Source organism: Dyadobacter bucti (genome assembly GCF_005869225.1).
Lineage (GTDB): Bacteria > Bacteroidota > Bacteroidia > Cytophagales > Spirosomataceae > Dyadobacter > Dyadobacter bucti.
The window spans coordinates 1121707-1147660 of the sequence record NZ_SWFP01000002.1 but is presented as its reverse complement, the minus strand read 5'-3'; the positions used below and the strand labels follow the sequence as shown (position 1 = coordinate 1147660).

14 protein-coding genes are annotated in these 25954 nt (G+C 49.3%); 7 read left to right on the top strand and 7 right to left on the bottom strand.

Features of this window, described 5'->3' with window-relative positions:
- Positions 1-176: 176 nt before the first annotated feature.
- From gap to FBF61_RS09565, 3 genes are read left to right on the top strand one after another with little or no spacing between them, the layout of a single operon-like run.
- On the top strand, positions 177-1172 hold the full coding sequence (gap, locus tag FBF61_RS09575; protein WP_138476970.1) for a type I glyceraldehyde-3-phosphate dehydrogenase: 996 nt from the start codon (positions 177-179) through the stop codon (positions 1170-1172).
- A gap of 10 nt (positions 1173-1182) precedes the next feature.
- Positions 1183-2187, top strand: a complete 1005-nt coding sequence (locus FBF61_RS09570; RefSeq protein WP_138476969.1) for a GlxA family transcriptional regulator — start codon at positions 1183-1185, stop codon at positions 2185-2187.
- A 2-nt stretch (positions 2188-2189) separates the two neighbouring features.
- The gene (locus FBF61_RS09565; protein WP_138476968.1) at positions 2190-2729 is read left to right on the top strand and encodes an HD domain-containing protein; all 540 of its coding nucleotides are present in this window, start codon (positions 2190-2192) and stop codon (positions 2727-2729) included.
- Here the strand turns inward: FBF61_RS09565 and FBF61_RS34560 are convergent.
- Positions 2719-2865, bottom strand: coding sequence for a hypothetical protein (locus tag FBF61_RS34560; protein WP_166444482.1), 147 nt, complete (start codon positions 2863-2865; stop codon positions 2719-2721). The genes FBF61_RS09565 and FBF61_RS34560 overlap by 11 nt on opposite strands.
- A 199-nt stretch (positions 2866-3064) precedes the next feature.
- On the opposite strand from FBF61_RS34560, the gene FBF61_RS09560 reads away from it, so the two are divergent.
- The 4 genes from FBF61_RS09560 to FBF61_RS09545 all read left to right on the top strand — a co-directional run bounded on the left by FBF61_RS09560 (position 3065) and on the right by FBF61_RS09545 (position 12659).
- Entirely contained in the window at positions 3065-6169 is a 3105-nt protein-coding gene (locus tag FBF61_RS09560) for a SusC/RagA family TonB-linked outer membrane protein (RefSeq protein WP_138476967.1), read from the top strand.
- A gap of 21 nt (positions 6170-6190) precedes the next feature.
- Positions 6191-7657 carry a RagB/SusD family nutrient uptake outer membrane protein gene (locus tag FBF61_RS09555; protein WP_138476966.1) on the top strand — a complete coding sequence of 489 codons (1467 nt, stop codon included), beginning with the start codon at positions 6191-6193 and terminating at the stop codon, positions 7655-7657.
- A 262-nt stretch (positions 7658-7919) separates the two neighbouring features.
- On the top strand, positions 7920-11183 hold the full coding sequence (locus tag FBF61_RS09550) for a SusC/RagA family TonB-linked outer membrane protein (protein WP_138476965.1): 3264 nt from the start codon (positions 7920-7922) through the stop codon (positions 11181-11183).
- A 33-nt stretch (positions 11184-11216) separates the two neighbouring features.
- Entirely contained in the window at positions 11217-12659 is a 1443-nt protein-coding gene (locus FBF61_RS09545; RefSeq protein ID WP_138476964.1) for a SusD/RagB family nutrient-binding outer membrane lipoprotein, read from the top strand.
- 479 nt (positions 12660-13138) lie between these two features.
- Here the strand turns inward: FBF61_RS09545 and FBF61_RS09535 are convergent, their stop codons facing one another.
- The 6 genes from FBF61_RS09535 to FBF61_RS09510 form a co-directional block, all read right to left on the bottom strand.
- Positions 13139-15745, bottom strand: coding sequence for an ABC transporter permease (locus tag FBF61_RS09535; RefSeq protein WP_138476963.1), 2607 nt, complete (start codon positions 15743-15745; stop codon positions 13139-13141).
- A complete protein-coding gene (locus FBF61_RS09530) occupies positions 15742-16080 on the bottom strand; it encodes a PadR family transcriptional regulator (RefSeq protein WP_138476962.1) in 339 nt (112 codons plus the stop codon). Before FBF61_RS09530 ends, FBF61_RS09535 begins: the two co-directional genes overlap by 4 nt.
- Positions 16081-16657: 577 nt before the next feature.
- Complete coding sequence (locus FBF61_RS09525; RefSeq protein ID WP_138476961.1) at positions 16658-17857, bottom strand: inositol-3-phosphate synthase; 1200 nt, start codon at positions 17855-17857, stop codon at positions 16658-16660.
- Positions 17858-18105: 248 nt separating this feature from the next.
- A complete protein-coding gene (locus FBF61_RS09520) occupies positions 18106-20643 on the bottom strand; it encodes a glycoside hydrolase family 95 protein (protein ID WP_229214978.1) in 2538 nt (845 codons plus the stop codon).
- A gap of 121 nt (positions 20644-20764) precedes the next feature.
- Complete coding sequence (locus tag FBF61_RS09515; RefSeq protein WP_138476959.1) at positions 20765-22318, bottom strand: RagB/SusD family nutrient uptake outer membrane protein; 1554 nt, start codon at positions 22316-22318, stop codon at positions 20765-20767.
- A gap of 23 nt (positions 22319-22341) precedes the next feature.
- Positions 22342-25437, bottom strand: coding sequence for a SusC/RagA family TonB-linked outer membrane protein (locus FBF61_RS09510; protein WP_138476958.1), 3096 nt, complete (start codon positions 25435-25437; stop codon positions 22342-22344).
- Positions 25438-25954: the final 517 nt, after the last annotated feature.

Genomic DNA, 25954 nt, shown 5'->3' with positions numbered 1-25954 from the left:
ATTAACTCCGGAATGGTGACCAAGTCATTTTACGGTATCAATACCGAACATTTTCACTTGGCAGGAATAGTATAAAAAATGTCATTTCTGCCATCAATTCCATGTTGTAAATTTGAGAAACGATTGGGACTCGGAGTAAAAACAGAGGCCCATGGAGGGACTTAAACAATTCAGACATGAAAATTGCAATCAATGGTTTCGGAAGAATTGGCCGCATGACTTTGCGTGCTTTACAGAATAAGGAAAATATTGAGATCGTAGCTATCAACGATTTAACAGATATCAAAACGCTGACGCATTTACTCAAATACGACTCGTCACATGGTCATTTTCCGGGGCAGGTTTCGGAAGACGGCACACATATCCATGTGAATGGAAAAAATATCGTGCTGCTGAGCGAAAAAGCGCCTGAAAAACTCCCCTGGAAAGAACTTGAAATTGATGTTGTCATTGAATCCACCGGGCGTTTTACGGAAAGGGATAAAGCGCAGCTGCACATCGACGCCGGCGCAAAAAAAGTACTGATCACCGCCCCGGCAACCGGGGGTGTAAAAACCATCGTCAGCGGAGTGAATAATGCCATTGTTACTTCCGACGACAACATTTATTCAACCGCATCGTGTACGACCAATGCGATTGCGCCGGTCCTTCATGTTCTTGATAAGGAATTTGGCATAGAGTCGGGGTATATGAGTACAGTGCATGCGTTCACGGCAGATCAGGTGTTGCAGGATGCGCCTCACCGGGATTTACGGAGAGCCAGGGCCGCCAGCCAGTCGATCATCCCTACTACCACGGGTGCGGCGAAAGCGATCGGGGACGTGTTACCTGGCCTGAAGGGCAAACTGGACGGTTTTTCTTACCGCGTTCCCGTTGTGGATGGTTCCATCGTCGACCTTTCACTTAACTTGTCAAGACAGGCATCCGCTGAGGAAATCAACGATGCATTGAAATCCTATGCCGAAAATGAGCTGAAAGGTGTGCTGGAATACACCGAGGAACAATTCGTGTCGGTGGATATCCTGGGCAATACGCATTCGTCGATTGTAGACGGTACGCTGACAAGAAGTATCGGCAAGATCGTGAAAGTTGTGGCCTGGTACGACAATGAAGTAGGTATTTCCAACCGAATCTCCGAACTTGTTTCGGAACTTTTAGAGACGGTTAAATAAAGTAAATCAAATGGACATATCGGTGCATTCGAAGCTGGTGGTCATTGTCGCATTCCCGGATCTGCCCTTACTGGAAATAGCAGGTCCGGGAGATGTGTTTTTTCAGGCGTCCAAAGCGGTATATGAAAAAACCGGAATTGAAAATGCTTACAAAGTGCTTGTCGTGGCCGCCGACCGGTCCGACAAAGTTGTGACCAGGTCTGGCATTACGATCAGTTCCCCGGTCATGCGGGATAACATTCAAGAGCCGATAGATACACTCATCATTGCCGGTTATAATTTTGAAAACCCGGTTATCGAGACGTCTGATTTTTACCATTGGGTTTCGGAGATGTACCCCCGGGTCCGTAGGATCGGATCTATTTGCGTCGGCACTTTTGCCTTGGCCAAAGCCGGGCTTTTGAATGATAAAAACGTCACTACTCACTGGGAAAAGGCATCCAGGTTACTTCGCGATTTTCCCGGACTTCATGTCGATTCATCCCAATTATTCATCAAAGACGGCAATATATATACATCCGGCGGCGTGTCATCGGCGACCGACCTTTCGCTGGCGCTTGTGGAGGAAGACTACGGGCGTGATATTGCTGTTTCGGTTGCGCGCCATCTGGTGCTTTATCTGAAACGTCCCGGATACCAGTCTCAATTCGGGGACTTGTTACCTGAGCCCGAAATTGGTATTTTTAGTAAAATTCGGGATTGGATGGTTGCCAACCTGGACAAAGATCTGAGCGTGGAGCAACTTGCGCTGCACAGCAATATGAGCCCGAGGAATTTTGCCAGGGTATTTCTGAAAGAAACCGGCCTGACACCCGCCAAATTTGTGGAAAAACTTCGGATGGAAATGGCCCGGAAACTATTGGAAGAAAGTGATTTGAACATGGAACAGATTGCCGTGAAAACCGGCCTCCAGAGCCTGGTATCCATGCGGAGAGTATTCCTGCGAAACCTCATGATCACCCCTAGCGATTATAAACGTATGTTCCGTACCAGTAAAACCGTTGAATTTGCATAAAAATGGCTGAGCAAAACTATCCCCACGAGGTAATTGAAGATTTGATGCAGTATTTCCGGCCGGACATCGGCGCGGATTTTGAGAAATACCGGAACCATGTTTACCGGGTATTTCTCAATTGCATTTTGCAGGACAGTAATGCCGCCAATGTCGAAAAATACGCGATTGCCGCGGTTTTTCATGATATCGGCATTTGGACAGACCATACGATCGATTACCTCCCGCCTTCCATAGATCAGTTGCGAAAATACCTGGCCGAGAACGGCAAAGATGCGCTGGCAGATGAAATTGCCACGATGATTTACTGGCATCACAAGATCAGCCGCTACCGGGGAAAGTTCGAGCTCGTAACGGAGGTCTTCAGACGTGCCGACTGGGCGGATGTCACATTTGGTATCATCGCTTTCGATATCGATGCAAAGGCATCGTCCCACTATCGCAAAATGTTGCCCAACAAGGGTTTTCATGCTTTTTTGATAAAAAAGCTGGTATTGAATTTTCTTAAAAATCCCCTGAAACCGCTTCCGATGTTTACCAGGTAGCGAAGTAATCCCGGTGGGGACATGGATTGTCGTTTCGGGCAACTGTGGGTTCCTTCGTATATCCATAAAGGTTCGTGACGTGCGGGCTGTTTTTGCTCCCGCCGCACGCGTTCAACTGCAAGGCTATGTCAGCCATTTTCCTTCTCAGTGTTACCGGAAAGTTAATTTTCAGGACATAATTTTTAAAACCGAGTAGTTATCGAAATTTTCAGATTTCTTCTGTTACAAATACTTATCACCAGGATGTCATTTTAAACCTAAACCTATCGAAATACTATGCAAAAACTGATTGCGCTTTTTACTCAAAATTTAAACCCTCTAAAACGGAATGAAAAATGTTATTGAAATCTACTGACAAGCAGAAATTAAAGTGTGTGACACGATCCTTTTTTCTGGTTTTCTTCGCGCTCGCCAGCTTTTCCATGCAAGCCGGCCCAACTGCCTTTTCAAAAAATAAGCCTTCCACGAAAACTGTGCTGCTGCCCATAACGGGAACTGTAATTGACCCCACAAATGCGCCGCTTCCGGGGGCCAGCGTGGTGTTAAAAGGTACTTCAAAAGGTGTGGTTACCGATGCGGATGGAAACTTTGCTATTCAGGCAGAAATAGGAGATGTTCTGGTGATATCGTTTATAGGAATGAAAACCCAGGAACTAAGCATCAGAGATGAAAGTAAATTGAAAATTACTTTGATAGCTGACGCTACCATGCTGGGCGGGGTAGTGGTAGTAGGGTACGGTACTCAGAAAAAGAGTGAAATAACTTCCTCCATTGCAAAAATTGATGGCAAGGATATCGAAACATCGACTGCATCCAACGTGGCTTTATCGTTACAGGGCAGGGCTTCCGGTGTCGAGTTTGTTTCATCCGGTCTTCCCGGAAAAACGCCGAGTATCAGGATCCGGGGAGTGGGTACGATCAACAATACCCAACCGCTGATCGTGTTGGACGGCGTACCTGTGAGCGCTGATATACTGGGGCAACTGGCGCCGGCCGAAATCGAGTCCATCGAGATATTGAAAGACGCAGCATCCGGAGCAATATATGGTACGCGGGCTGCGAATGGTGTGGTGCTGGTTACTTCCAAAAAAGCGGGTTTCAACCAGAAGACAACCGTGCGGCTAAACGCCTCTACTGGTTTTAACAGTCTCATTAAAAAATATCCTGTCCTGAATGCCGAGAAGCTTTACGAGCTTAAACGTGAGCGATATGTAATGGACGGCCTCCCGATAGACCAGAATTCTCCGTGGGGGGATGAGTATTACAACAAGACCCGTACCGACTGGCAGGACGCCATGTTTCGCACCGGATTGTTCACCGATTACAACGTCACCATTGGCGGGGGCTCCGAGAATGCGACCATTAACGCCAATGTGTTTTACAGAGACGAAGAGGGCACACTTATTACCACTGATATGAAACGCCTCGGCCTTTCGCTCAGAAGCACCCAGAAAATATCCAACCGCCTCAGGGTGGAAGAAAACGTACGGATATCAGGCAGGAAAAACCGGATCGTACAGGACGACCTCGGAGGCTCGGGAACTTCCACGACCATATACTCGGCTTACCGTTATATGCCTGCTATCCCGGTAAAATACGACAACGGCAGCTACGGCTCGGGCAAGGCAAGTACGCAGCTGGGCGACATGTGGAATCCGGTGTACAAGGCCAGGGAAGAATGGTGGTACACCGATGAGGTCAGAACCATTATCACTACCAAGGTGGATTTTGATGTGACCAAAGCCCTGACTTTGAGCGCAAGGGCATCTTACCAGCGGACAACCTCGGGTAACGACAGGTTCCAGAACATCACACCGGACCAGTCGAGAAGTGAGTCGGCCCCGACATTGGAAGATGCCAATTTTGAAGCAACAACCAAGTTAGGGGAGGTTTTTGCCAACTATGACAAATCTGTCGGCGACCATCACATCGGTGCAACTTTGGGTGTTTCCGGGCAGATCGACGACAGCAACTGGAACAGGATGATCGGGATGGGGTTTGCATCTACCATCAACAGCCAGTTGGTGATGTCCAATGCGGCGACCACCAGAGTGGAAGGCAGCGAGTATCCGACCACCGGGCTTACCTCGGCTTTCTTTCGCGGTACCTATAGTTTTAAAGACAAATATTATGTTTCCGGTATTTTCAGGGCAGACGGTTCGTCCAGATTTGCCGACGGTAAAAGGTGGGGTTATTTTCCCTCTATTTCCGCAGGGTGGCGTATTTCAAACGAAAGCTTCCTGAGAGACAACTCCATGATATCCAATATGAAGCTGAATGTCGGCTGGGGACAACTCGGTAACCAGAATGTGGATGCGTTCCAGTATTTGAACGTATATCAAAAGGATGTCAAATACGTGCTGGGGGGTACCAATTTAACGGGAACCCGGCTCGCTTCCTTTGCGAACGCCAATATCACCTGGGAAACGACCAGCTCGCTGAATGTCCTTCTGGAATTGGGCCTGTTCAATAACAAAGTGAACATGGATATCGCTTATTTCGACAAAAGGACCAAGAATATGCTGATCCCGCTGCCCAGCCTTCTGGCATCCGGAACGGTATCTATCCCTGATTTCAATGCCGGCGAAATGCGCAATTACGGACTCGAGATCGAGCCTTCCTACAACGGTCAGGTTGGAGAGGTGAATTTTGACCTGGGGTTGAACCTGACTTTCCTGCAAAACGAGGTCACAAAACTATATGGCGAGGCCAAATATATTTCCTCAAACGAATACAACAGGACCTACCAGGGCCAGGCTGTGGGCACATTCTACGGCTGGAAAACGGACGGGATATACCAGAATCAGGGAGAAGTCGACGGCGATCCGAATATCTCGGCAGACCCCCGCAAAGTGTATATCACGCCGGGTGACGTGCGTTTTATGGATCTCAACGGCGATCATATCGTAGATGAGAAAGACAGGGTCAGAATCGGAAACCCTAACCCGAAAATGCTCCTGGGCTTCAATTTGGGCGTCGGCTACAAAGGTTTCAATCTTTCCACAACTTTCAGCGGCTCTTTGGGCCATCAGGTTTATGATGCCATGATGGTGCGCGGGATCGACCCAACCCAGAGCGGCAATATGGATGCGGTATCCTATGAAAGGTGGACAGGGGAAGGCTCTACAAACAAATACCCCAGAATGTCGACCATTCGGGCCAATAACAATTACCGTGTTTCGGAGCTGGGCCTTAAAAACGGCGATTACGTCAGAATGAAAGATGCAACTCTTGGATATACCTTTCCTGAGCCTGCATCGAAAGCCATTGGGATGTCACGTCTCAGGTTTTATTTGTCAGGTCGTAACCTATTGACATTTACCAAATTCGATGGTGTCGACCCAGAGGAAAGCGGAAGCGACAACCTGAACCGCGGTGTGATTCTGAACAACACGCCTCAGTCCAAGAGCCTCGTACTTGGGATAGATATCACATTTTAAAACAATAAAGCCTTATTTAAAATGAAAAAATATGCAGTGTTGGTAGTGATCGGGCTACTGTGTTTTTCCTGTGATAGTATTCTCGACCAGCAGCTGGTGGGCAGCCGTACTGACGAGGATTACTGGCAAACCGAAGCGGATTTGCGCGATGCGATTGCCGGCGCATATGGCCCATGGGCCACGCGGGCGCTGGGGATGGACGATCTGTTTTTCGACAATCAGAGCGATGACCACTGGAGAGCCGGCGACCATGCCGAGGACGAAGAGATCGAAACTTATAACACAGATCCGTCCAACGTAAAAATCAAGGATACATATCAGTATAAATATGAGGTGATCAGCCGGGCCAATGGTGTGATCATCAACGGGCCGAAAGTGAAGGCAGCAGGCGCAATCAGTGACGACTCGTATAATTCCATCATGGGACAAGCCTACTTTCTGAGGGCCTATGCGTATTACAGGTTGTATCTTATTCACGGACAGGTTCCTATCATCAAGGAAGAAAATGTTCTGAACAACGAATACAATCTGCCGAAGTGTGAATCGCCGGAGGTTCTGGCCCAATTTATATTGGAGGATCTGAATACAGCCGTAGGTCTCCTGCCTTTGCATAATATTGCGGGCAGCGTTGGTAAAGGAGCGGCATGGGCGCTGATGACTTCCATATATATGCATTTGGCGAAGAATTATGCGGATTCCGACAATCTGAACAAGGCTATTGCATCCGGAAAGAATGTGATCGACAATTATGCATTGGCCCCCGACTACCTGACCCTTTTCAGGACCGGAAACGAGAACATTGAAGAAAATCTTTTTCTGATGATGAATGATATGTCGTGGATCAACCAGGAACTACTCTCCAAACACCGTGGTCCGCGTCCCTGGGGCATGTACGGCTTTAATGAGCCAATGACCGATCTGGTGAAAGAATTTGAAACCGGCGATAAACGTAAAACAACCACCATTGTATCGGACGGGGAATCTGTGAACCAGGCGGGTGTGAGGGTTGTGCATATACCCGGGCTGTCCAACACCGGCCATAGTTATTTCAAATACATGGATTGGGTCACGCCGGAAACATTCAACCACGGGCTCAACATTCCTTTCCTGAGGGCTGCGGAAACCTATCTTTTGGTGGCTGAGGCAAAGATTCGTCTTAATGGCAAAGGTGCAGGGGATGCCGAGATCAATCTGGTACGTAAAAGAGCCGGTCTCAGTCCGGTTACCGGGGCGGATATCCATGCACTGATACACGAAAGCAGAATGGAACTGGCGGGTGAGAATTTCAGATATCAGAACCTGCTGCGTTGGGACAAAGCCAACATATATGATCTCACAACTTTTCTGTTGAAGCCTGAAAAAGTATTTCCCGCCGACATAGGAAGAACAAAATGGGTGAGGCCAAAAAACTATTACCAGCCTTTGCCGCAAATAGAAATAGATAATTCAGACGGCGTGTTAAAGCAAAATCCGGACTGGGTAAACTAAAGAAATACGGATAGGCAGCCAGCGTCAGCTGCTCGCCGGTGACAGGGCCTGCTTCAAATCCCGACATGGGGAATTTGAAGCAGGCCCTGCTGTTTTTGTTGATCTTCAATCTGTTACTTCCAAATGCCGGGGGGCGTTTTTGCGAAGTAACTGAGGTCTTAAGTAACCTGTATTCACGAGTCAGGATTAAACTGATGTAGCCACCAGTATATACATTTCGACTTCATCTTTTAAGAATAATTATTCTTAAAATTTTACAAATATGACGTTATCTATACGAAGTTGTTTATCGGTCCTGCTGGTCGTGCTTTTTTGCGTGGCCAATGCCGTGGGCCAGGACCGGAGGGTCAGAGGGAAAGTCATAGATGAAAGCAATGCGCCGATCCCGGGCGCGAGCGTACTGGTGAAGGGTTCCAACAATGGTACCAACACCGATACGGAAGGTAATTTTGCGATCTCGCTGCCCACCGGAAACCATGTCCTTGCGGTATCGTCCATCGGTTATGTGACGCAGGATATGAACGTGTCGGCAGCCATGTCCGAAGTGACGGTCAAACTCAAAGCGGATGTAAAAAGCCTGGGCGAGGTGGTGGTAACGGCCCTGGGTGTCCAGCGCAACACACGGAATGTAGGTTATGCGATCCAGCAGATCGACGGTGGAGGGATTCAGGAGGCCAGGGAGGTTAACTACATTAACTCGCTGCAGGGAAAGCTGGCCGGGGTCCAGATCGGCGGGAACAGCGGTTCGATGGGCGGGTCGTCACGGGTTACCATACGCGGGTTGAAATCCATTTCAGGGAATAACAATGCACTTTTTATTGTGGATGGCGTGCCTATGGCGAATATGAACATGAATTCGTACGGAGTCACGGGCGGTCAGGGTACCGGCGGCGGAGGGTATGATTACGGTAACCCTGCCCAGCTGATCAATCCCAATGATGTCGAGAATATTTCGGTACTAAAAGGTGCAGCGGCGACAGCATTGTATGGAAGCCGGGGGCAGAACGGGGTGATTTATATTACTACTAAAACCGGCAAAGGTTCCGGCAAGCTCTCTCTCAATTACGACCTGAACGTCCAGACCGACCAGGTTTCGCTTCTGCCCAAGTTTCAAAATTTGTACGGCGGCGGAGGCAGTTCCAGTTTTGCCAAATTGTATGTCAATCAGAATCCTACTGGTTTTTTACCAGGGGGCGGTACTTATGACGACGATGATGGCAAGGGGCGTTACGACCTTATCCCGGATTATGGTACGGACGAATCCTGGGGGCCGAAAATGGAAGGCCAGCTGGTGCGCCATTACTGGTCGTGGGACCAGGACCGCAACAATCCCAATTTTGGTAAAACTGCCCCGTGGAGCCCGCAGCCCGACAATGCAAAACAGTTTTTCAAAACAGGGGTAACTTTCTCGAATAACCTGTCTGTCGCCAGCAGCGGCGATAATGGGTCGATCCGTTTCTCGGTCGGGCAAACGAAGCAGAACTTTATTTACCCGGGAAGTAATCTCAGCCGCTTTTTTATCAGCCTCAATACTACATATAAGTTCAACGAAAAATTCACGTTCAGCGGCGGGATCAATTATGTCAATGATCATTCCAAAGGACGGCCGGGAACCGGTTTCTTTGGCAATAACCCGATGCTTTTTTATGTGATGTTCGGACAGCGGCAGATTGATGATGCTTATCTGAAAAACTACAAATACGCGGACGGAACGGAGCAATCCTGGAACCGCACCGCGTGGAATATCCAGAAACCTGCATTTACTCAGAATCCGTACTGGAACCAGTACGAAAATTACAATACCGACAGGAACAACCGCTATTTCGGGAACGCAGGGCTTACCTACAAATTTACCGACTGGCTTTCCGCCGACATACGTGTGTTTTCGGATTATCTGAACCACCTGGATGAGGTCCGCAGCGCGAAAGGCTTTTTTGTAGGTTCTTATGCCAAAAGGGCGGTGGTCAACAATGAAAACAACTACCAGGGAACGCTGAATATCAACAAGTCTTTTGCAGATTCGAAGCTGACACTGGAAGCGGTAGCCGGTGGGAATATTCTGAGCATCAAATCCAGTATAGATGCAGGCACGACCAATGGCGGGCTGCAGAATCCGATGGTTTACGTGTTGCAAAACTCGGTGACACCTGCTACGGTTTCCAACGCTTACGGCAACAGACAAACCAATTCCCTTTTTGCCTCGGTGACCCTGGGCTACAAGAGATACCTTTTCCTTACCGCAACCGGGCGAAACGACTGGGCGTCGACATTGAAACAGACCGGCAATTACTCGTACTTTTATCCGTCTGTGGCCGGTTCATTCATATTCTCCGATCTGCTTGCAAAAAGCAACTGGCTGACGCTGGGTAAGGCGCGCCTTTCGTATGCGCAGGTGGGTAACGATGCGGACCCGTACTCGGTGTCGCGCTACTATGATTACGTGGCGCCTTTTGATACTTATCCGTTGCAGAGTACTTCCGACAAGCTTTTCAACAGTCGCCTGAAACCGGAGCTTTCTTCGGAAACGGAGGGCGGTGTTGATTTCAAGTTTTTCAATGACCGGGTCGGGGCGAACTTTACCTACTACAACAGGAAAACCAAAAACCAGATCTGGAATGTGCAGATTCCTTCCGAAAGTGGATTTACTACCAAGGTAGTGAATGGCGGTACTGTGCAGAATAAGGGAATTGAACTGACACTTTCGGTAACGCCGGTTATGACGACGAATTTCAGCTGGCGCCTGGGCCTTAATTTTTCCAAAAACAAAAATACGGTGCTCGATCTGAACAGTACCGGCGACAACATCCAGGGTATCGAAAGGTTTATCATCGGTACCGAACGCCGCACGAACAAAGTGTCGATGGTGGCGCAGAGAGGGATGTCGCTCGGTACCATGCTCGGAACCGATTATGTGTATGATGCAAAGGGAAATAAAACGGTAGCCGATAATGGTACCTACAATGTAACCCCGACACCCGTGATCATCGGTGACGCCAATCCGGATTTTATCGGAGGATTGTCGAATATGCTGAGCTACAAGAATTTATATCTGTCTGCCCTGGTGGATTTCCAGAGGGGTGGTGACTTTTTCTCTTATACCAATTTGTATGGTAACAAATCCGGTATGCTGGCAGAAACGGCTGAAGACGGTATCCGTGAAAACGGCGTGATCAATCAGGGGGTAAAAGCAGACGGTACCGTAAATGATATTGCAGTACCTGCCAGGACGCATTTCAACGCCGATGGTGGCAACCGGATCAGCAGGGCAAACCTGTACGACGGCAGCTACATTTATTTGCGCGAGGTCCGGCTGGGCTGGTACCTGCCCGAAAGCTTCGCCAAAAAGCTGAGTATGCAGGCATTGCGGGTAACATTGACCGGCCGGAATCTCTGGCTGATGAAAAGCAATGCACCCAATGTGGACCCGGCCAATATCACCAATTCCATCAGCAACCAGATCGGTTTTGAAGGAGGAGCATTGCCGCCCGTCCGCAGTTATGGTGTTAACCTGAATGTTACTTTCTGACCTGCTAACCCGGATATCAAAAATTTAAAGTATATGAAAAACAAGCTATTTTTCCTGTTAACAGCCCTGATGGCTTTCACAGGGTGCGATAATTTCGAATCCCTGAACACCGACCCGTCGCGATCGAGCGAGACGCAGCCGGAATTCCTGTTGTCAAATGCCGAAAAACGCGCCTCCGACCTGATGTATGACACCTATTTCAATGGCCGCATCGGAATGGAGCTCTCCCAATATTGGATGGGCACCGACAAGACATCCGACGGGCGTTTTTTGTTTACCAATGATGGCCTTTGGGCCGGGCTGTATGCCGGCCCGCTGATGGATCTGAAAGAAATACAGAACTATTACGACCGGCATCCGTCAGAAACCAGTCCGCATACCATAGCGGTGGCGGAAATTCTGAAAGCCTGGATTTTTCACATCCTCACTGATGTGTACATCGATATTCCTTACACCCAGGCATTGCAGGGAGAAGACATTCCCCAGCCTGTGTTCGACAAAGGCAGGGACGTTTATGCGGCATTGCTCGCTTCTTTGAAGACGCAGATCGATGTGCTGTCGGGAACTCCGTCGGGTGTGGTCCGGGGGGATGTTATTGCGAAAGGGGACGTGCAGCAGTGGATCAGGATCGCGAACGCCTTGCGTATGCGGATAGCCATGCGGATGGCGGATGCACAACCTGCGGAAGCCAAAGCCGTGATCGAGGATGCGGTAAAGAATACGCTGATGAATGTGGGCCAGGATGTATATTTTCCTTATAATGTGGCTACCACCACCAACCGGTTTCCTTACAACGACGTAGAACGGCCGCTGGTCGAATTTGCCGTCACATCCACTTTGGTCGACTACCTCCAATCGGTGGAGGATCCGCGGCTGCCGATTTTTGCCCGCCCGGATGATACAAATGGTAAATACATTGGAAAGGTGTATGGTACGGAGGCTAATCTGCCTACGATGATCGGGCTTTCCAAGCCGGGTGTGATCGCTTACAGCGGTTCGGCAAAAGGTTATATGATCACTTATGCAGAGATAGCTTTCATCAAGGCCGAGGCAGCAGCAAGGGGTATGAGTGTGGGGAGCGCTGCGGCTGAGGATTTGTACAAAGAGGCCGTTACCGCTTCCATGACACAATGGGGTATTACAGATGCCAAAGCAGTGGAAACCTATCTAGCGGCCGTGCCTTACAAGGCAGGGGATTGGAAAAATGTGATTGGTACCCAAAAATGGATTGCCATGTACATGCAGGGAATACAATCCTGGCTCGAGAGACTAAGGCTGGACACCAAAAAGCCGGATGGCAGCGTGCTGTTTATTCCCCCCGCGTCGGGCAGCCTCGACCCGGACGTTACCGACGTTCCCAAGCGGTTGAAATACCCGAACAATACCCGCGCAAGCAATGCCCGAAACAGTGAGGAAGCCGCCAAAAATATCGGTGGTGACACCCAGGCAGTGAAGAATTGGTGGGACATTAGATAAGACAGGGACGGTTTTGGTTCGCTGGATACGATTGTGAGCCGGAAACTAAATGAGGATCAGTCTGATACAAGAACGATAGTTAATTTGCTTACCGACCAGCAACACGGGCTTGTTTGATTATGAAAAAGCAGAGCAGTCGGCAAGGTGGATCCAGGGACTTAATAAGGTGAAAAATGGCGGGCATGTACCGGAAACGGAAGAGTAGGGCATCAGCTCTTTTTGTTCCGGTACGTGCGGTCTTTTCATCCGGAGCGCTTCTGGAATTATATTTCTTAAAATTGGCCAGCCGGGATGATCCGTAGCAAAGGATTGTTCTGGATTGCTTCACGGCACGCGGATGCGCTGTATAACCGTGATGTGATCGAATTACGCTGGGGGAGATGACCGGCCAACGCGCTGATTTCGGAAACCCATAAAAAATAGTACCCGCATATTCATTCGGTTTCAGGCGGGTACAAACGATGAATGGTTTAAAAAAACTATTCGCTGCGCAAGCTTTTGACCGGGTTCGTTAGTGCAGCTTTAATGCTCTGAAAGCTGATCGTGAACAATGCGATCCCAGTGGCCAATAGTCCCGCCAGGGCGATGACCCACCATTCCAGGGTGGTTTGGTAGACAAATCCCTCCAACCATTTATTCATGGCATACCACGCAATCGGTGAGGCGATGACGATGGCTATCAGTATCAGCTTCAAAAAATCCCGGGAAAGCAAGCCCACAACACCAGCGACGGTCGCACCCAGTACTTTGCGTACGCCGATTTCCTTGGTCCGCTGCTCGGCCATGAAAGCGGATAGTCCGTACAAACCCAGACAGGAAATGAAAATGGCAAGCCCGGCAAACAGGTTGAAAATGCTCCCCATTTGCTGTTCGCTTCGGTAAAGATTATCCAGATCCTTATCCAGGAAGCCAAATGTGAAGGGGAAAGCCGGATTTAGCTGCTGATTGATCTTTTCCAATGCTTTGATAGTCTGCTCGTTGTTGCCGGCCGTCGTGCGGATCATCACCACGCCGCCCCATTTGTTGAGGCGCAGGATCAGCGGCTCTATCGCGTATTGCAGCGATTTATAATGAAAATCCTTGACAACGCCAATAATCGTTCCCTCCCGATCATCATAATTCAGCCTTTGTCCCACTGCATTGTTCACATTCAGACCCATGATCTGCATGGCCTTTTCATTGATCATATAACCTGAGCTGTCGCCCGAAAAAGCTTTCTCGAAACCCCTGCCCGCCAATATGTTTGCTTTGAAAACCTTTACAAAATTTTCATCCACATCAAGGGATGGGAACACCACCTGGTTGCGGGTGGTTTGTCCGTCCCAGATCACATCAATGGTACCGGATTCAAGCTTTGTAGGAAGATCTGAAATAACGGAGAAATTTTCCGTCAGGGGATTTTGCGCCAGTGATGCCTTCAATGCCTGTTGTTTTCCACCCAGCTCGCCGGTCGTGGGCAAGTATAGCAGGTTGGATTTGTCGAAACCCAGGTTCCGCTTTTTGATAAAATCCAGCTGTTTGTAAACCACCGCAGTACCCACGAGCAGCACAATAGCAACTACAAATTGGGTCACCACCAGCGCATTCCGGAAAAGCAGGTTTCCGCCGGCAATCCTCATTTTGCCTTTCAGTACTTTCACGGGCGCGAAACCCGACAGGAACAATGCAGGATAACTGCCGGATAGCAAGCCTGTCAGTACCGCTATGCCCATCAGGCTCATCAGGAGTTTTCCATCCAGCAAATGAATGGTCAGGGGTTTCTCCGTCAGCATTTTGAAGATGGGCAGCAGCATGTATACGATCCCGATTGCGATCACCAGCGATAGGAATGAGAAGATGAAAGATTCGCCAAGAAACTGGAAAATCAGCTGATAGCGGTTTGCACCTACCACCTTCCGCAGTCCTACTTCCTTGGCCCGGCGCTCGGAGCGTGCCGTGGCGAGGTTCATGAAATTAATACAGGCCACAATCAGGATGAAGATTGCGACGACAAAGAAAATATTGACATACTGCATGTTACCATGCCCGGGAAGGTCAATCTGCAGATTGGAATGCAGGTGAATATCCGTTAGTGGCTGTAGCTGGAAGTCAATTTTAACCGTCTGGCCGTGCTCGTGGAAAATTCTGGCTATTTGTTGGGTAAGTTTCTGCCGGGCGGAGGCAGAGGCCGCCGTTTTTGGATCGAGTTCGAGATAGGTATAAAAGTTAAAATTGCCCCAGGTTTCGATTTGTATGTCCCGGCTCCACTTGGCCATGGTTTTCATAGGAATGATGACATCGAACTGCAAATGCGAATTGGAAGGCGTATTGGCCAGGACGCCCGCGATTGTAAAATTTTCGTTGTTGTTGATGCGGATGGTCTTGCCTGCTGCATCGCTTGTACCGAAATATTTTTTTGCCGTTTCTTCAGTGATCAAAATAGCTCCCGGATCTCTGAGTGCCGTAGCCGCATTTCCTGACAGCAGCGGAAAAGAGAAAACCTCCAGAAAATTGGAGTCGGCATAAAAAACGCGTTTTTCTTCCATCTTTTTTTCGCCAGCTTCAAACAGCAACGAATACTGTTTGCTCATCCTCACTCCGCCTTTGATCTGGGGCAGCTGCGCCTGCAACCCTCTGGCCATTCCAGCCGCACTGACGGCTGTTTTGAAGTCGCCAGCGCTACAGGTCAGCCTAAACAGCTGATCAGCGCGGGTATGGAAGCGGTCGTAACTCAGCTCGTTCTGAACCCAAAGGAGGATCAGTATGCTGCAAGCCATGCCGATGGATAAACCGGCAATGTTCAGCATAGAATAAGCTTTTTGACGGACAATGTTCCGCCAGGCGATTTTGAAATAATTTTTTAACATATCAGGGCTAAGAGAAAATGGTTGATCATATATTGTTTTGCCAGGACGCCGGCGTACAAAGGGCGGCAGAACGGTTACGACATTGAGCAGGTAACGCAGTAGAGCCTTCGTTTTTCCGGCGCGTTGTACCGAGTAGGCGTACAGCTCGTCCAGGTCTCCTTCCACTTCTTCAATCGTGTTTTCAGGGTGCAGCCAGCGGAGCAGAGTTTTTGTCCACTGTGGCGGTTGTGGCTGGTTCATATGCCGCTTGGCTTTAAATTGTTGTCGGGCATCATTTTCCAAAGCCTGTTACGCAGTTGCTGTATATCCTCCAGCGCGATCTTTCCCAGATTCGTTACTTTAAAAAGGCGTTTTCGCCTGCCGCCGCGCTCGGTAGTCGCTCCCCCCAGCTCAGATGTGACGAAGCCTTTTTCTTCCAGCCGGATCAGGGTGTTGTGTATCGCGCCAAAGGTGACCACCCGGCCGGTGTGCCGCTCTATTTCCTGACTAACTGTGACCCCATAAGCCTGGTCGTCCAGAATGACAGTCATGATCAAAACAAGCTCTTCAAATTCTCCCAGATACGTTCGGCGCATGCTCAAAAACAATTTGTTTATATTTTCTAGTACAAATGCGTGCCAGTTTTCAAAAACATGCTTATTGAGGCAGAAAGTAGCTATTTCGTGTTTTTGACGGAAAAATCCGTGTCCGCAGAAGAACAGACGGTGTCCGGTAATGAACAGCGTAATAGGGTAGCAAGAACCTCAATCAGCCGCTGTTGCCCGTCATGAAGGAAGGCGTTTGCCAGGTATTTGAAATTGTATGTGATAGTGAATCCTTCGTACCTTATTTGTTTCACAAACTATCTGAAATTGAAGAATCCGACGGCAACGGTATGGTTGAAAAACCTGCAGACCCACCTATGCCCGCATTAGGGAAAAGCGCAGGGAAGATATTGTTGGCGGTCACTTACCATCTACAAATGAACGCTGACCGATATAAGGCCGGAGAATGCAAGCAGCTTTATTGCGCAATAGGTCTGCGCAATAAAACCTCGGCAGAAAGTCGCAGGTGCGGGCGGAGTAATTTAAGTAAAACAGGCGCCCGGATTTGCAAGTCCGGGGCCTGTTTTTTACGGGAGATCAGCGGATGGTTAAAACCGCTAACCAGGGTTTAGGCAGTTTGCATAAGTTGTCTCCTTGTGGATTCGGTAAGCTCCCTTTTGGCCAGCGCATGGCACTCGTAAAGTGCGTCGTTGAACATCATTTGCTCCGGAGGGGTTTTCTGGGTAGATGCCGATGGCCCTCTCAGGGCTCCCACAAGGCCAAGTTCGCGGGCAACGTACACATACCGGATCGCATCAATGACCACTCCGGCGGAATTGGGCGAATCCTGTACCGAAAGCTGCGCATCCAGGAAAACCGGTGCACCCATAAATCCTTCCAGCTCCAGGCGGAAATTAGCCACTTTATTGTCTCCGTAGTATGCGATGTATTCGGATGGTCCGGCATGTAAAAAGCTGTCTTCCGTCGAAATTCCCCGTATGTCGTTCTGCGCCCTGATGACATTTTCCTTCGATATCTTTTTCGATTTCAGCCGGTTCTTGTCTTCCATGTTCAGGAAATCCGTATTACCGCCCACGTTGCGCTGAATGTGTGCCCGTACATGGTGCCCACGCTCAAAGGCCAGTTCTTGCAGCATTTGTGACAAAATACTCGCACCAAACTGGCTTCTCATATCGTCCCCGATTATCGGTATTCCGGCATCGATGAACTTCTGTTCCCATTCGGGGTTGGAAGCAATGAAAACAGGAATACAGTTCACCAGCGAAATTCCGAGTTCGAGGCAGATTTCCGCGTAAAACTCTGTCGCGAGCTGAGAGCCGACCGGCAGGTAATTGATCAGCACTTCCGCTTCATGGTCTTTCAGGTGTCGGATAATTTCTTGCTTTAGCTCCTGAACGAAGGCCGCATCATGGGCGCCTGGGCTCGCCAGCAGGTCGGTAGGTTTCAAATTCTCTTTGATAATAAACCGGTTGTCCGGCGGATAGTTGGCCATCAGCGGAGATACCCCGTCGATCACCGGAGACCTGTAAACCGGTGCCTCGGATCTCACATCCGGGTTGAGTACGATAGCGCAATTGGGTTTGGCGAAAATCGCCTGTTTCAGTGGCAGCCCGATCTTACGTTCATCGATATCAAACCCACATACAAACTCAATGTTACCTGCCTTATAACCCCCGATGTCGTCTGCCATCAAGCCCGATTTTTTTTCGGAAAATACTGTGTAGTATTCCACGCCCTGCACCAACGAGCTGGCGCAGTTTCCTACGCCTAAAATGGCCACTTTAATTTTTTTGAACTGATTTTCCATTTTTTTAAATCTTGTATTTGCTGGCCGCCTCAGACCGGCTTGTCGGTACACAAATAGCCCTCAAATTGCTCATACAGGGCAAATGAGCTATTTTTGCACTAAATTAAATAAAATAGGATAAATCAATGCAAACGTTTGCATAAAAAACAAAATAATGGAATCCGGGCTGGTTTTTTGCGTATGAACAGTCATTTGTATTCTAACCTGGATGGAGGCTTCACCCAGGTTAGAAGTAGCTACAGAACGTATCATTTCCCGATCAGGACGTACTCTTTTCCTGCTTCGGTCATGAAATCGAAGGTCGGCTTGCCGGTGCCTTTCGTAGGGTCTGTTGACGCGCGAAACGATTTGTAAAATGGATTGGTATTGTCGCCGGTGGCTGGTTTCAGACTCTTTTTTTCAAGTTTAAGTGCATTCGGAACCGCGATACGGCAGTTACCACCCAGTTTGGACCGGACCGCCAGTTTAGAGACTTGTCCTTTGTTCCAGGTAATATCTACCTCAAATCCGCCCCTGGCCCGCAGCCCCTTTACCTCTCCGGTGGTCCAATCGTCAGGAATTGCCGCAAGAATGTTCAAAAAACCGTCATGGCTCTGCAGCAGCATTTCAGTCATACCGGAAGTGCCGCCAAAGTTGCCGTCGATCTGAAAAGGAGGGTGGGCATCGAGTAAATTAGGATACGTACCCCCACCTTTGGCATAGTTCGTTCCTTCCACACCGGTCAGTTTCAATTGCTCACGAATCAGCTTGTAGGCATGGTTGCCGTCCAGAAGCCGCGCCCAGGTGTTTATTTTCCAGCCTTTGCTCCATCCCGTACCTCCGTCCCCGCGCAATTCCATTGTCCGGCGGGCAGCCTGAGCGTAGGCAGGCGTGTAAAGCGGGGATATCTGCCTGCCCGGGAATAATCCGAACAAATGTGAAATGTGGCGATGCTCTGGTTCTGCCTCTTCCCAATCCTTATACCATTCCTGCAGATTCCCTTTTTTGCCGATCTGCATCGGGAACAGCTTGCTGCGTTTCTCGATCAGCAATTTCCGGAAGTCGGCATCCTGGCCTGTCTTTTCGGAAGCTTCTATGAGATTTGTAAAAAGGTCCCAGATGATAGCCATATCCATGGTTGTTGCAACCGACACGGATCCTTTATAGCCTTTTGCATCAATGAAAATATTCTCAGGCGTGGTGGAGGGTGAAGTTACCAGCTTGCCGTTTTGATCTTCGATCAGCCAGTCGAGACAAAAGATAGCGGCAGATTTCATCAGCGGATATGCCGTTTTGGATAAAAATTCCTGGTCGCCGGTAAACTGGTAATGCTCCCAAAGATGCTGGCAAAGCCAGGCACCGCCCATAGGCCAGTTGGCCCAGGAGGGGCTACCGCTCACGGGGTTGGTTGTCGCCCAAATATCCGTGTTGTGATGCAGTGTCCAGCCTTTGGCGCGGTAATAGTTCTTCGCGGTCTCGGTCCCTGTTTTTTCCAGCTGGCCGATCATGTCCAGCAGCGGGGTGTGGAGTTCAGATAAATTCGCCGTCTCCACCATCCAATAGTTCATCTGGGTGTTGATGTTGGTCGTGAAATTGCTGCTCCAGGGCGGCCTGACGTGGCTGTTCCAGATTCCCTGCAAATTGGCCGGGATGCCGCCGGGGCGCGAACTTGAAATAAGCAGGTAGCGCCCAAACTGGAAATACAGCATTTCCAATCCCGGGTCTCTGGCACCTTCGGTATAGTCCTTCAGGCGCTCATCCATAGCCTTGTCCGGTACCGGGTTCCCGTTTAAAACCAGGCTGGTGCGGTTGAAAAAGTGCTGGTAATCTTTAACATGAGCTGTTTTTAAAACATCGAAACTTTTGGCAAGGGCCGGCTGCAGGTATTGTTCTGCCAGTGCTGTTTCATTTTTTCCGTCTTTATCAGGGCATTTGTCAAATCCATTGAAGCTCGTTGCCGCCGAAAGCAAAAGTACGACCTCACTGGCATTGCGTACATGTACCCCGGCGCTGTCGGTGGTAACCTCACCGTCCGACTCCTTCACTTTCAGCCGCAGTTCGAAACGCATGCCTTTGCATTGCGAAGGATCGTTGTAAACGACCGGAATTTCCATGGTCTGCAGATAGTTCGGATCCGTGTGTGAGGGTGCCTGTCCCTTCATGGCAAGCTGGTCATTTGCGATCGCGACATTGTTATATACCAAAGGGCTGGAAGTAGAAGCTGTAAAATTCAGTGCACCTTTTTTACCGGCTTTCAGCTTCACGACCATGACCTGGTCTGGTGCGGAAATAAATACTTCCCGGCTGTATTCCGTGCCTTCCGAGGTGAACGTGGTAGTGGATACCGCATTGGAAATGTCCAGCTCCCGGCGGTAGGCGGACGGTTTGCCTGCCAGTTCCTGCCTGATCATCAGATCTCCCAGCGGTTCGTAGGATTCAGTGAAAAGGCCCTGTATTTTTTTGGTGAGTTCTTCCGCCAGTTTGTAATCTTCGTTTTCCAAAGCTTTCCGGACTTGCGGAAGGTATTTGTATGCATCAGGATTCGGGTTCTTATTGGCCGGCCCGCCCGACCATAATGTTTCCTCGTTCAACTGGATCAGTTCTTCATTCACGCCCCCAAAGACCATCGCACCGATCCGCCCGTTTCCCACCGGCAGGGCCTCACTCCAGTTTCGGGCAGGCTGTTTGTACCAAAGTTTCAGGTTTTGCTGGGCATGGGCTGAATTGGAATTGTAAAAAAGGAGAAAAACAACAATACCTATCGAAAAAGGCATTTTGCATAGCTTTGATGGAGATAATCTGCTCATGGTTTGTAGTTATTATTTGAAAGGACTTCCTGTTGCAAAGGGTTTTTCAGCTGTGTGAAAACCCGCGACCGGGTAATATTACCTTCGGGCGCGGGTTTGCGTGTTTAGGATTTTTAATGGGCTAATAACCGTCGTTTTGTTTCAGCTCCGGGCTGTTGCGGTCTATCTCTGTCTGAGGTAACGGCCAGAACTGGTATTTGTCTTCATACTTCGTCCTGACTGTCGGCGCCAGCGGATTCTGTACGAACCCATTCAGTTTCTGCGTAGCCATTCCCCATCTTCTCAAATCAAAATAGCGGATCCCTTCGAGCGCAAATTCGGACCTGCGTTCCTGCTTGATGCGCTCGCGGAAAAGGTCTTTCGTCAGTCCGGTGGGCAAAGCAGGCATTCCCACTCTTGCCCTCACCGCATTCACCGAAGCGTAGGCGTTCAATGGTCCGTTTACTTCGTTTTCGGCCTCGGCGTGCATCAGCAACACATCTGCATAACGGATCAGCACAAAATCGTTGTCTCCCAAAACGCCATAATCAGGATTGACAAGTGTGGGGTCGAGCCATTTTTTTGCTGCATAGTAACCGTTGGTCCAGCCGCCTTTTCCGGGTGTGGCCACCGAAAGGTCACCGGTAAAAGGCCAGCCCGACGATTCTTTTGTATCACCCGGGAAGAAAAATGTCATGCGCATCCTCGGATCTCTGTTCGTAAACGGATTTTTAGGATCATACCCGCTCCCGGCTTCGTTTATGGCCTTTCCCGTGGCGGTTTCGTAGGAGTCAATAAGGTCCTGTGTGCCCTGGGCTTCTTTCCAGCGGAACAGGGGAACTGCCAGTCCGTTGTCCTGGTGGGAAATGTTCGGCAGCTGGTACTTCACCGAAAACATGATCTCTTTGCTGGAATTTTGTGCAGGCTTGTAGAAATTCCCGAGATAGTTGTCAAAAAGAGAATACACTTTCCCGTCGATGATCTGTTTTGCGAGCGCGGCAGTCTCCGGATATTTCTTCTGGAAAAGCAGCATTCTTACTTTCCAGGCCTGGGCAGAGCCTTTTACAGCATGGCCGTTGCCATACAGATCATCGGGCAGACCTGCAATGGCCTTGTCCAGATCGGCCAGTACGAAGTTCACCACTTCGTCACGCGACGACTTTGTTTTTTTTGTTTTGAAATCAATGCTGAACGGATCTTCCTCCGTGATGACCACGTTGCCGTAAAGCTGCGCCAGCCACGAATAATGGAATGCACGCAGGAAATATGCTTCTGCCTTGTATTTTTCGAGCTTATCGCCGGTCAAGACTTTGTCTACGTTTGCTAGAAAAGTGTTGATCGCAGCTACTGCACGGTAGCTGTTGTCATAGTAATTTCTTACAAATTCGCCCGACTGAGGTGTTATCCCGGAGGCCAGCGCCGACTGTCCGCCGCCATAGTTATCGGGGCTGTACGTGTTATCGCTGAAATTGTCCCATGCATATATCTGGAACTGCGAGTTGGAATAACCTCCGCCGGGTGCATACAGGAAGTTATAAAGTCCGGTTAATGCATATTCGGCATCGGCTTCTGTCTTCCAGAAAGTGGTCGTCGACCTGCTTTCCAGTGGGTTGACGTCAAGCAGATTATTTTTACAGGAGCCTGCCGTAAGGCAAAACAACAGCAGGAATAATATGTTTTTGCTATATTTTTTCATGTCAATACTTTTTGAAATGGGGTTTAGAATTGGATGGAGGCGCCAAATGTGACCGTTTTGATCTGAGGATAAGTCACATAAGTTCCGCTCACGCTTACGCGTTCAGGGTCAAGCCCGGGGTATTTGCTGAACATGAAAAGGTTGTCCCCCACGGCATATACCCGCAGCGATTTCGCGCCTATCTTGCTGATTATTTTAATCGGCACGGTGTATCCCAACTGAACGCCACGCAGCCTCAGAAAAGAAGCATCCTTGAGAAAATAGGTAGAGGCATAGTTCTGAACCGGCGCATAACTATCGGCTACGTAAATTTTAGGCATTGTTGTGCTCGGATTTTCAGGCGTCCACCGGTTTCTCCAGTCCGTAGTAGGGACCGATCCCTGTCTGAACGGTTCGGCACCCCATCCGTTCACATAGATTTTCTGGCCCTGCGAACCGTACATCTGAAGGCTCAGGTCAAAACCTTTCCAATTGGCTCCGATGTTAAACGAGTACTGCATAGAGGGATAGCGTCCGTCCACATACGTCCGGTCGTTCGGGTCGATTTTACCATCGTTATTCACATCCTTGATTTTCAGGTCGCCCGGAGTCGGTTTCACAGGCTGCACCGGAGAATTGTCGATTTCCGACTGACTCTGGAATATACCGTCCCACACATACATGTAAAACTGGTCCAGAGGCCTTCCTTCCTCCCGGATCGTGTTGCTGCCTATCTCTTTGACTCCATAGCTCTCGATTTTATTCCGGTAGGTCTGGATATTTCCGCCGATACTGTATGAAAAATCATTGCCGATCCTGTTTTTGTATTCGATATTGAGCTCTACACCCTTGTTCCGCAAAGCGCCGTTATTGATGACCGGGGCGTTGAGTCCCAGCCAGATCGGGATGAGCGGTGTGCGAAGAATGTCAAAAGTGTACTTGTTGTACCAGTCGGCAGTGATATTAAGCTTGTTGTTAAATGCCGTAACATCTATTCCGACGTCGAATACCCGGGTACTTTCCCATCTCAGCGCCGGGTCTACCAGCGTGGACGCGGAATAACCTGTAGCTACGGAACCCGAGAAAGCATAGTTGCGGAGCGACAGCACAGGCTGGTAGGGGTAGGGTGTTAAAGCTGCCCTGTTGGCATCCGTAACAATGTTCTGGTTCCCGACTTCTCCCAGCGATGCACGGACCTTCGCATCATTCAGCCAGGAAACATCTTTTAAGAATGCTTCTTCTGTGAGCCGCCATGCTGCCGAAACCGAATAGAATGTTCCCCAGCGTGTATTGGAAGGCAGCCTGGAAGTACCATCGTACCGGATACTTCCGCCAATCAGGTATTTGTCCTTAAAATCGTAATTTAAGCTGCCATAAAAAGACCGGAGCGCCCATTCCGACGCAGCACCGTTATTGCTTTGGCCATCCGCCGGGCCGGCATTCAGTTCCCGCAGGTCGTTGGAAGGAAATGCGTTTCTGCCGGCGTTCAGCTCACTGTATGTATTGTATTCCTGCTGCGCACCTGCGAGTACCGACAAATTATGCTGGCCGAATTTCCTGCTGAAATTGAGCTGGCTGTAAAGCGACCCGTAGATATTGTCCTCCCTGCGCACGCTCAGACCGGGGGCGCCTACGTCCAGGTTTCCGGCAGGGCTCATGTCGTTGTAAAAATACATAGGTATACGAGGCCTGAAATCATTGTTTTTCAGAGAAAAATAGGTAGCCCCACCGCGGTTTTCCCACCGGAGACCGTCGATGATGTCAACGTCGAGCGATATGTTTCCCTGCGCATAATAATCCAGTGTCCTGATCCGGACATCATTTTTTGCGATGGCCACAGGATTTTTGTTCCGCTGTTCGTTGGGATAAGCGGATGCGATCCACCTGCCGTCCGGCGCCTGCGCAGGGTAGAGGGGCGACTGTGCCAGCGTGGACAGGAAAATATCCCCTCCGCCCGACCTTGGCGCGTTTCTGTTACCGTAACGCATCTGGAGGTCTGTCCCAAATGTCACCCTTTTATTCAAACGGGAAGAGAGGCCAATGCTCACTGTGTACTTTTGGTAATCAAAACCGATGACCGTTCCCGGCTGATCCGTGATTCCGAAACCAACATTATAAGTAGTGCTTTCTGTTCCCCCGCTCAGGTTCAGGAAATGGTTTTTGGTGTATGCGGTAACAAATACATCATCAAGCCAGTTGTGATTGGGGTATTTGACACGGTCAGTCGCATTGCGGTAGAGATCGATCTGGTCTTGTGTGTACAGTGGCTGAAGTGATGAATTCCTCCGCGCTTCATTGGACAGCTCCATGAATTCCGCTGAGTTGCTGATCGTTTCAGGCAGTTTGGCGGTTGTTGAAATCCCGATATTGAAATTGTACTGGAGTGCAAAGCCTGCCTTGCCTTTTTTGGTTTTGACAACAATGACGCCGTTTGATCCTCTGGACCCGTAGATGGCCGCGGAAGCAGCATCTTTCAGTACGGAAATGGATTCGATATCATTGGGGTTGAGCGCAGTAAGGTTCCCAGGCAAGCCGTTCACGATCACGAGCGGATCGTTACCGACCGAGCTGAAAGTAGTAATACCCCGCACCCGCATCTGTATCCCTTCGTTACCCGGCTCACCAGACCCTTGTACGACCTGTAATCCCGGCAGTTTGCCCTGCATGAGCGTCAGGGGATTGGTACCCACGCGCTTGTTGATGTCGGCACCGGAAACAGTGGCTACCGAGCTGAGCAGTTTTCGTCGCTCCTGAGACTGGTAACCGACTACCACGACTTCGTTCAGGTTCGCGGCCATAGGGGCCAGACGGATATTCAGAACGCTTTTACCGGAGATCGTTACGCGCTGGGTCTGGTAACCGATGAAGCTGACGACCAGTGTTGCATTTGGATTGACATTTAGTTCGAATTTCCCGTCAGCGTCGGTAGAAGTGCCCCGGTTCCCCGAGCCTTCCACGATGATGTTCACACCGGGCAATGTTGTGCCGGTTGAATCAATAACGGTACCGGTTACTTTTTGTACCTGCTGGGCAAATACTGGCCCGGATCCCAGGCAAACAGCGAAGAAAAAAAGCAACTGCATCAGCAGTGGGTGACCCGGGGAATTAGCCCTGGTCCGTCTGGGTAAATTGTGTTTCATAGTAGGTAATTGATTGGTTTAAAGGGTAATTTTTGATGGTTTAAACAGGCATATTGATCTCAATGAACAGCCGTCACCAACAGCCGCCAGCATGAAATGCACCTTGAAGGTTTGAACAGAAGTCAATTAATACTTGGAATTAGAGAGGGTCGGCTTCGTTCTTTTACAGGAATATTTAGCTTATTATTTTTCATAAAACTGCAGGTTGCACTCTTCGTCTGTCACATTCGGTTGAATGGTAAAAACTGAAAGTCCGGGATGAAGCTTCTCCGGAAGCCGCCAAGTTGGGTTTTACATTAGGTCGTTATACCGGGGTCTTCCGACTGTATAATCAAAAAAAAGGTCGTTTGATATTGCCATCCGGTATTTGAACCAATGTAAAAGTTTGTCTTCATAGGGATGTTTAAGGTCTGGTTTGATCCAATGAACATTACAAAGAAAATATATGCAGCGAAGGTCCGGGGGGCAAACATTATCCAGTTATTAAGTTATTTTACCATTTTATATATTCTATATT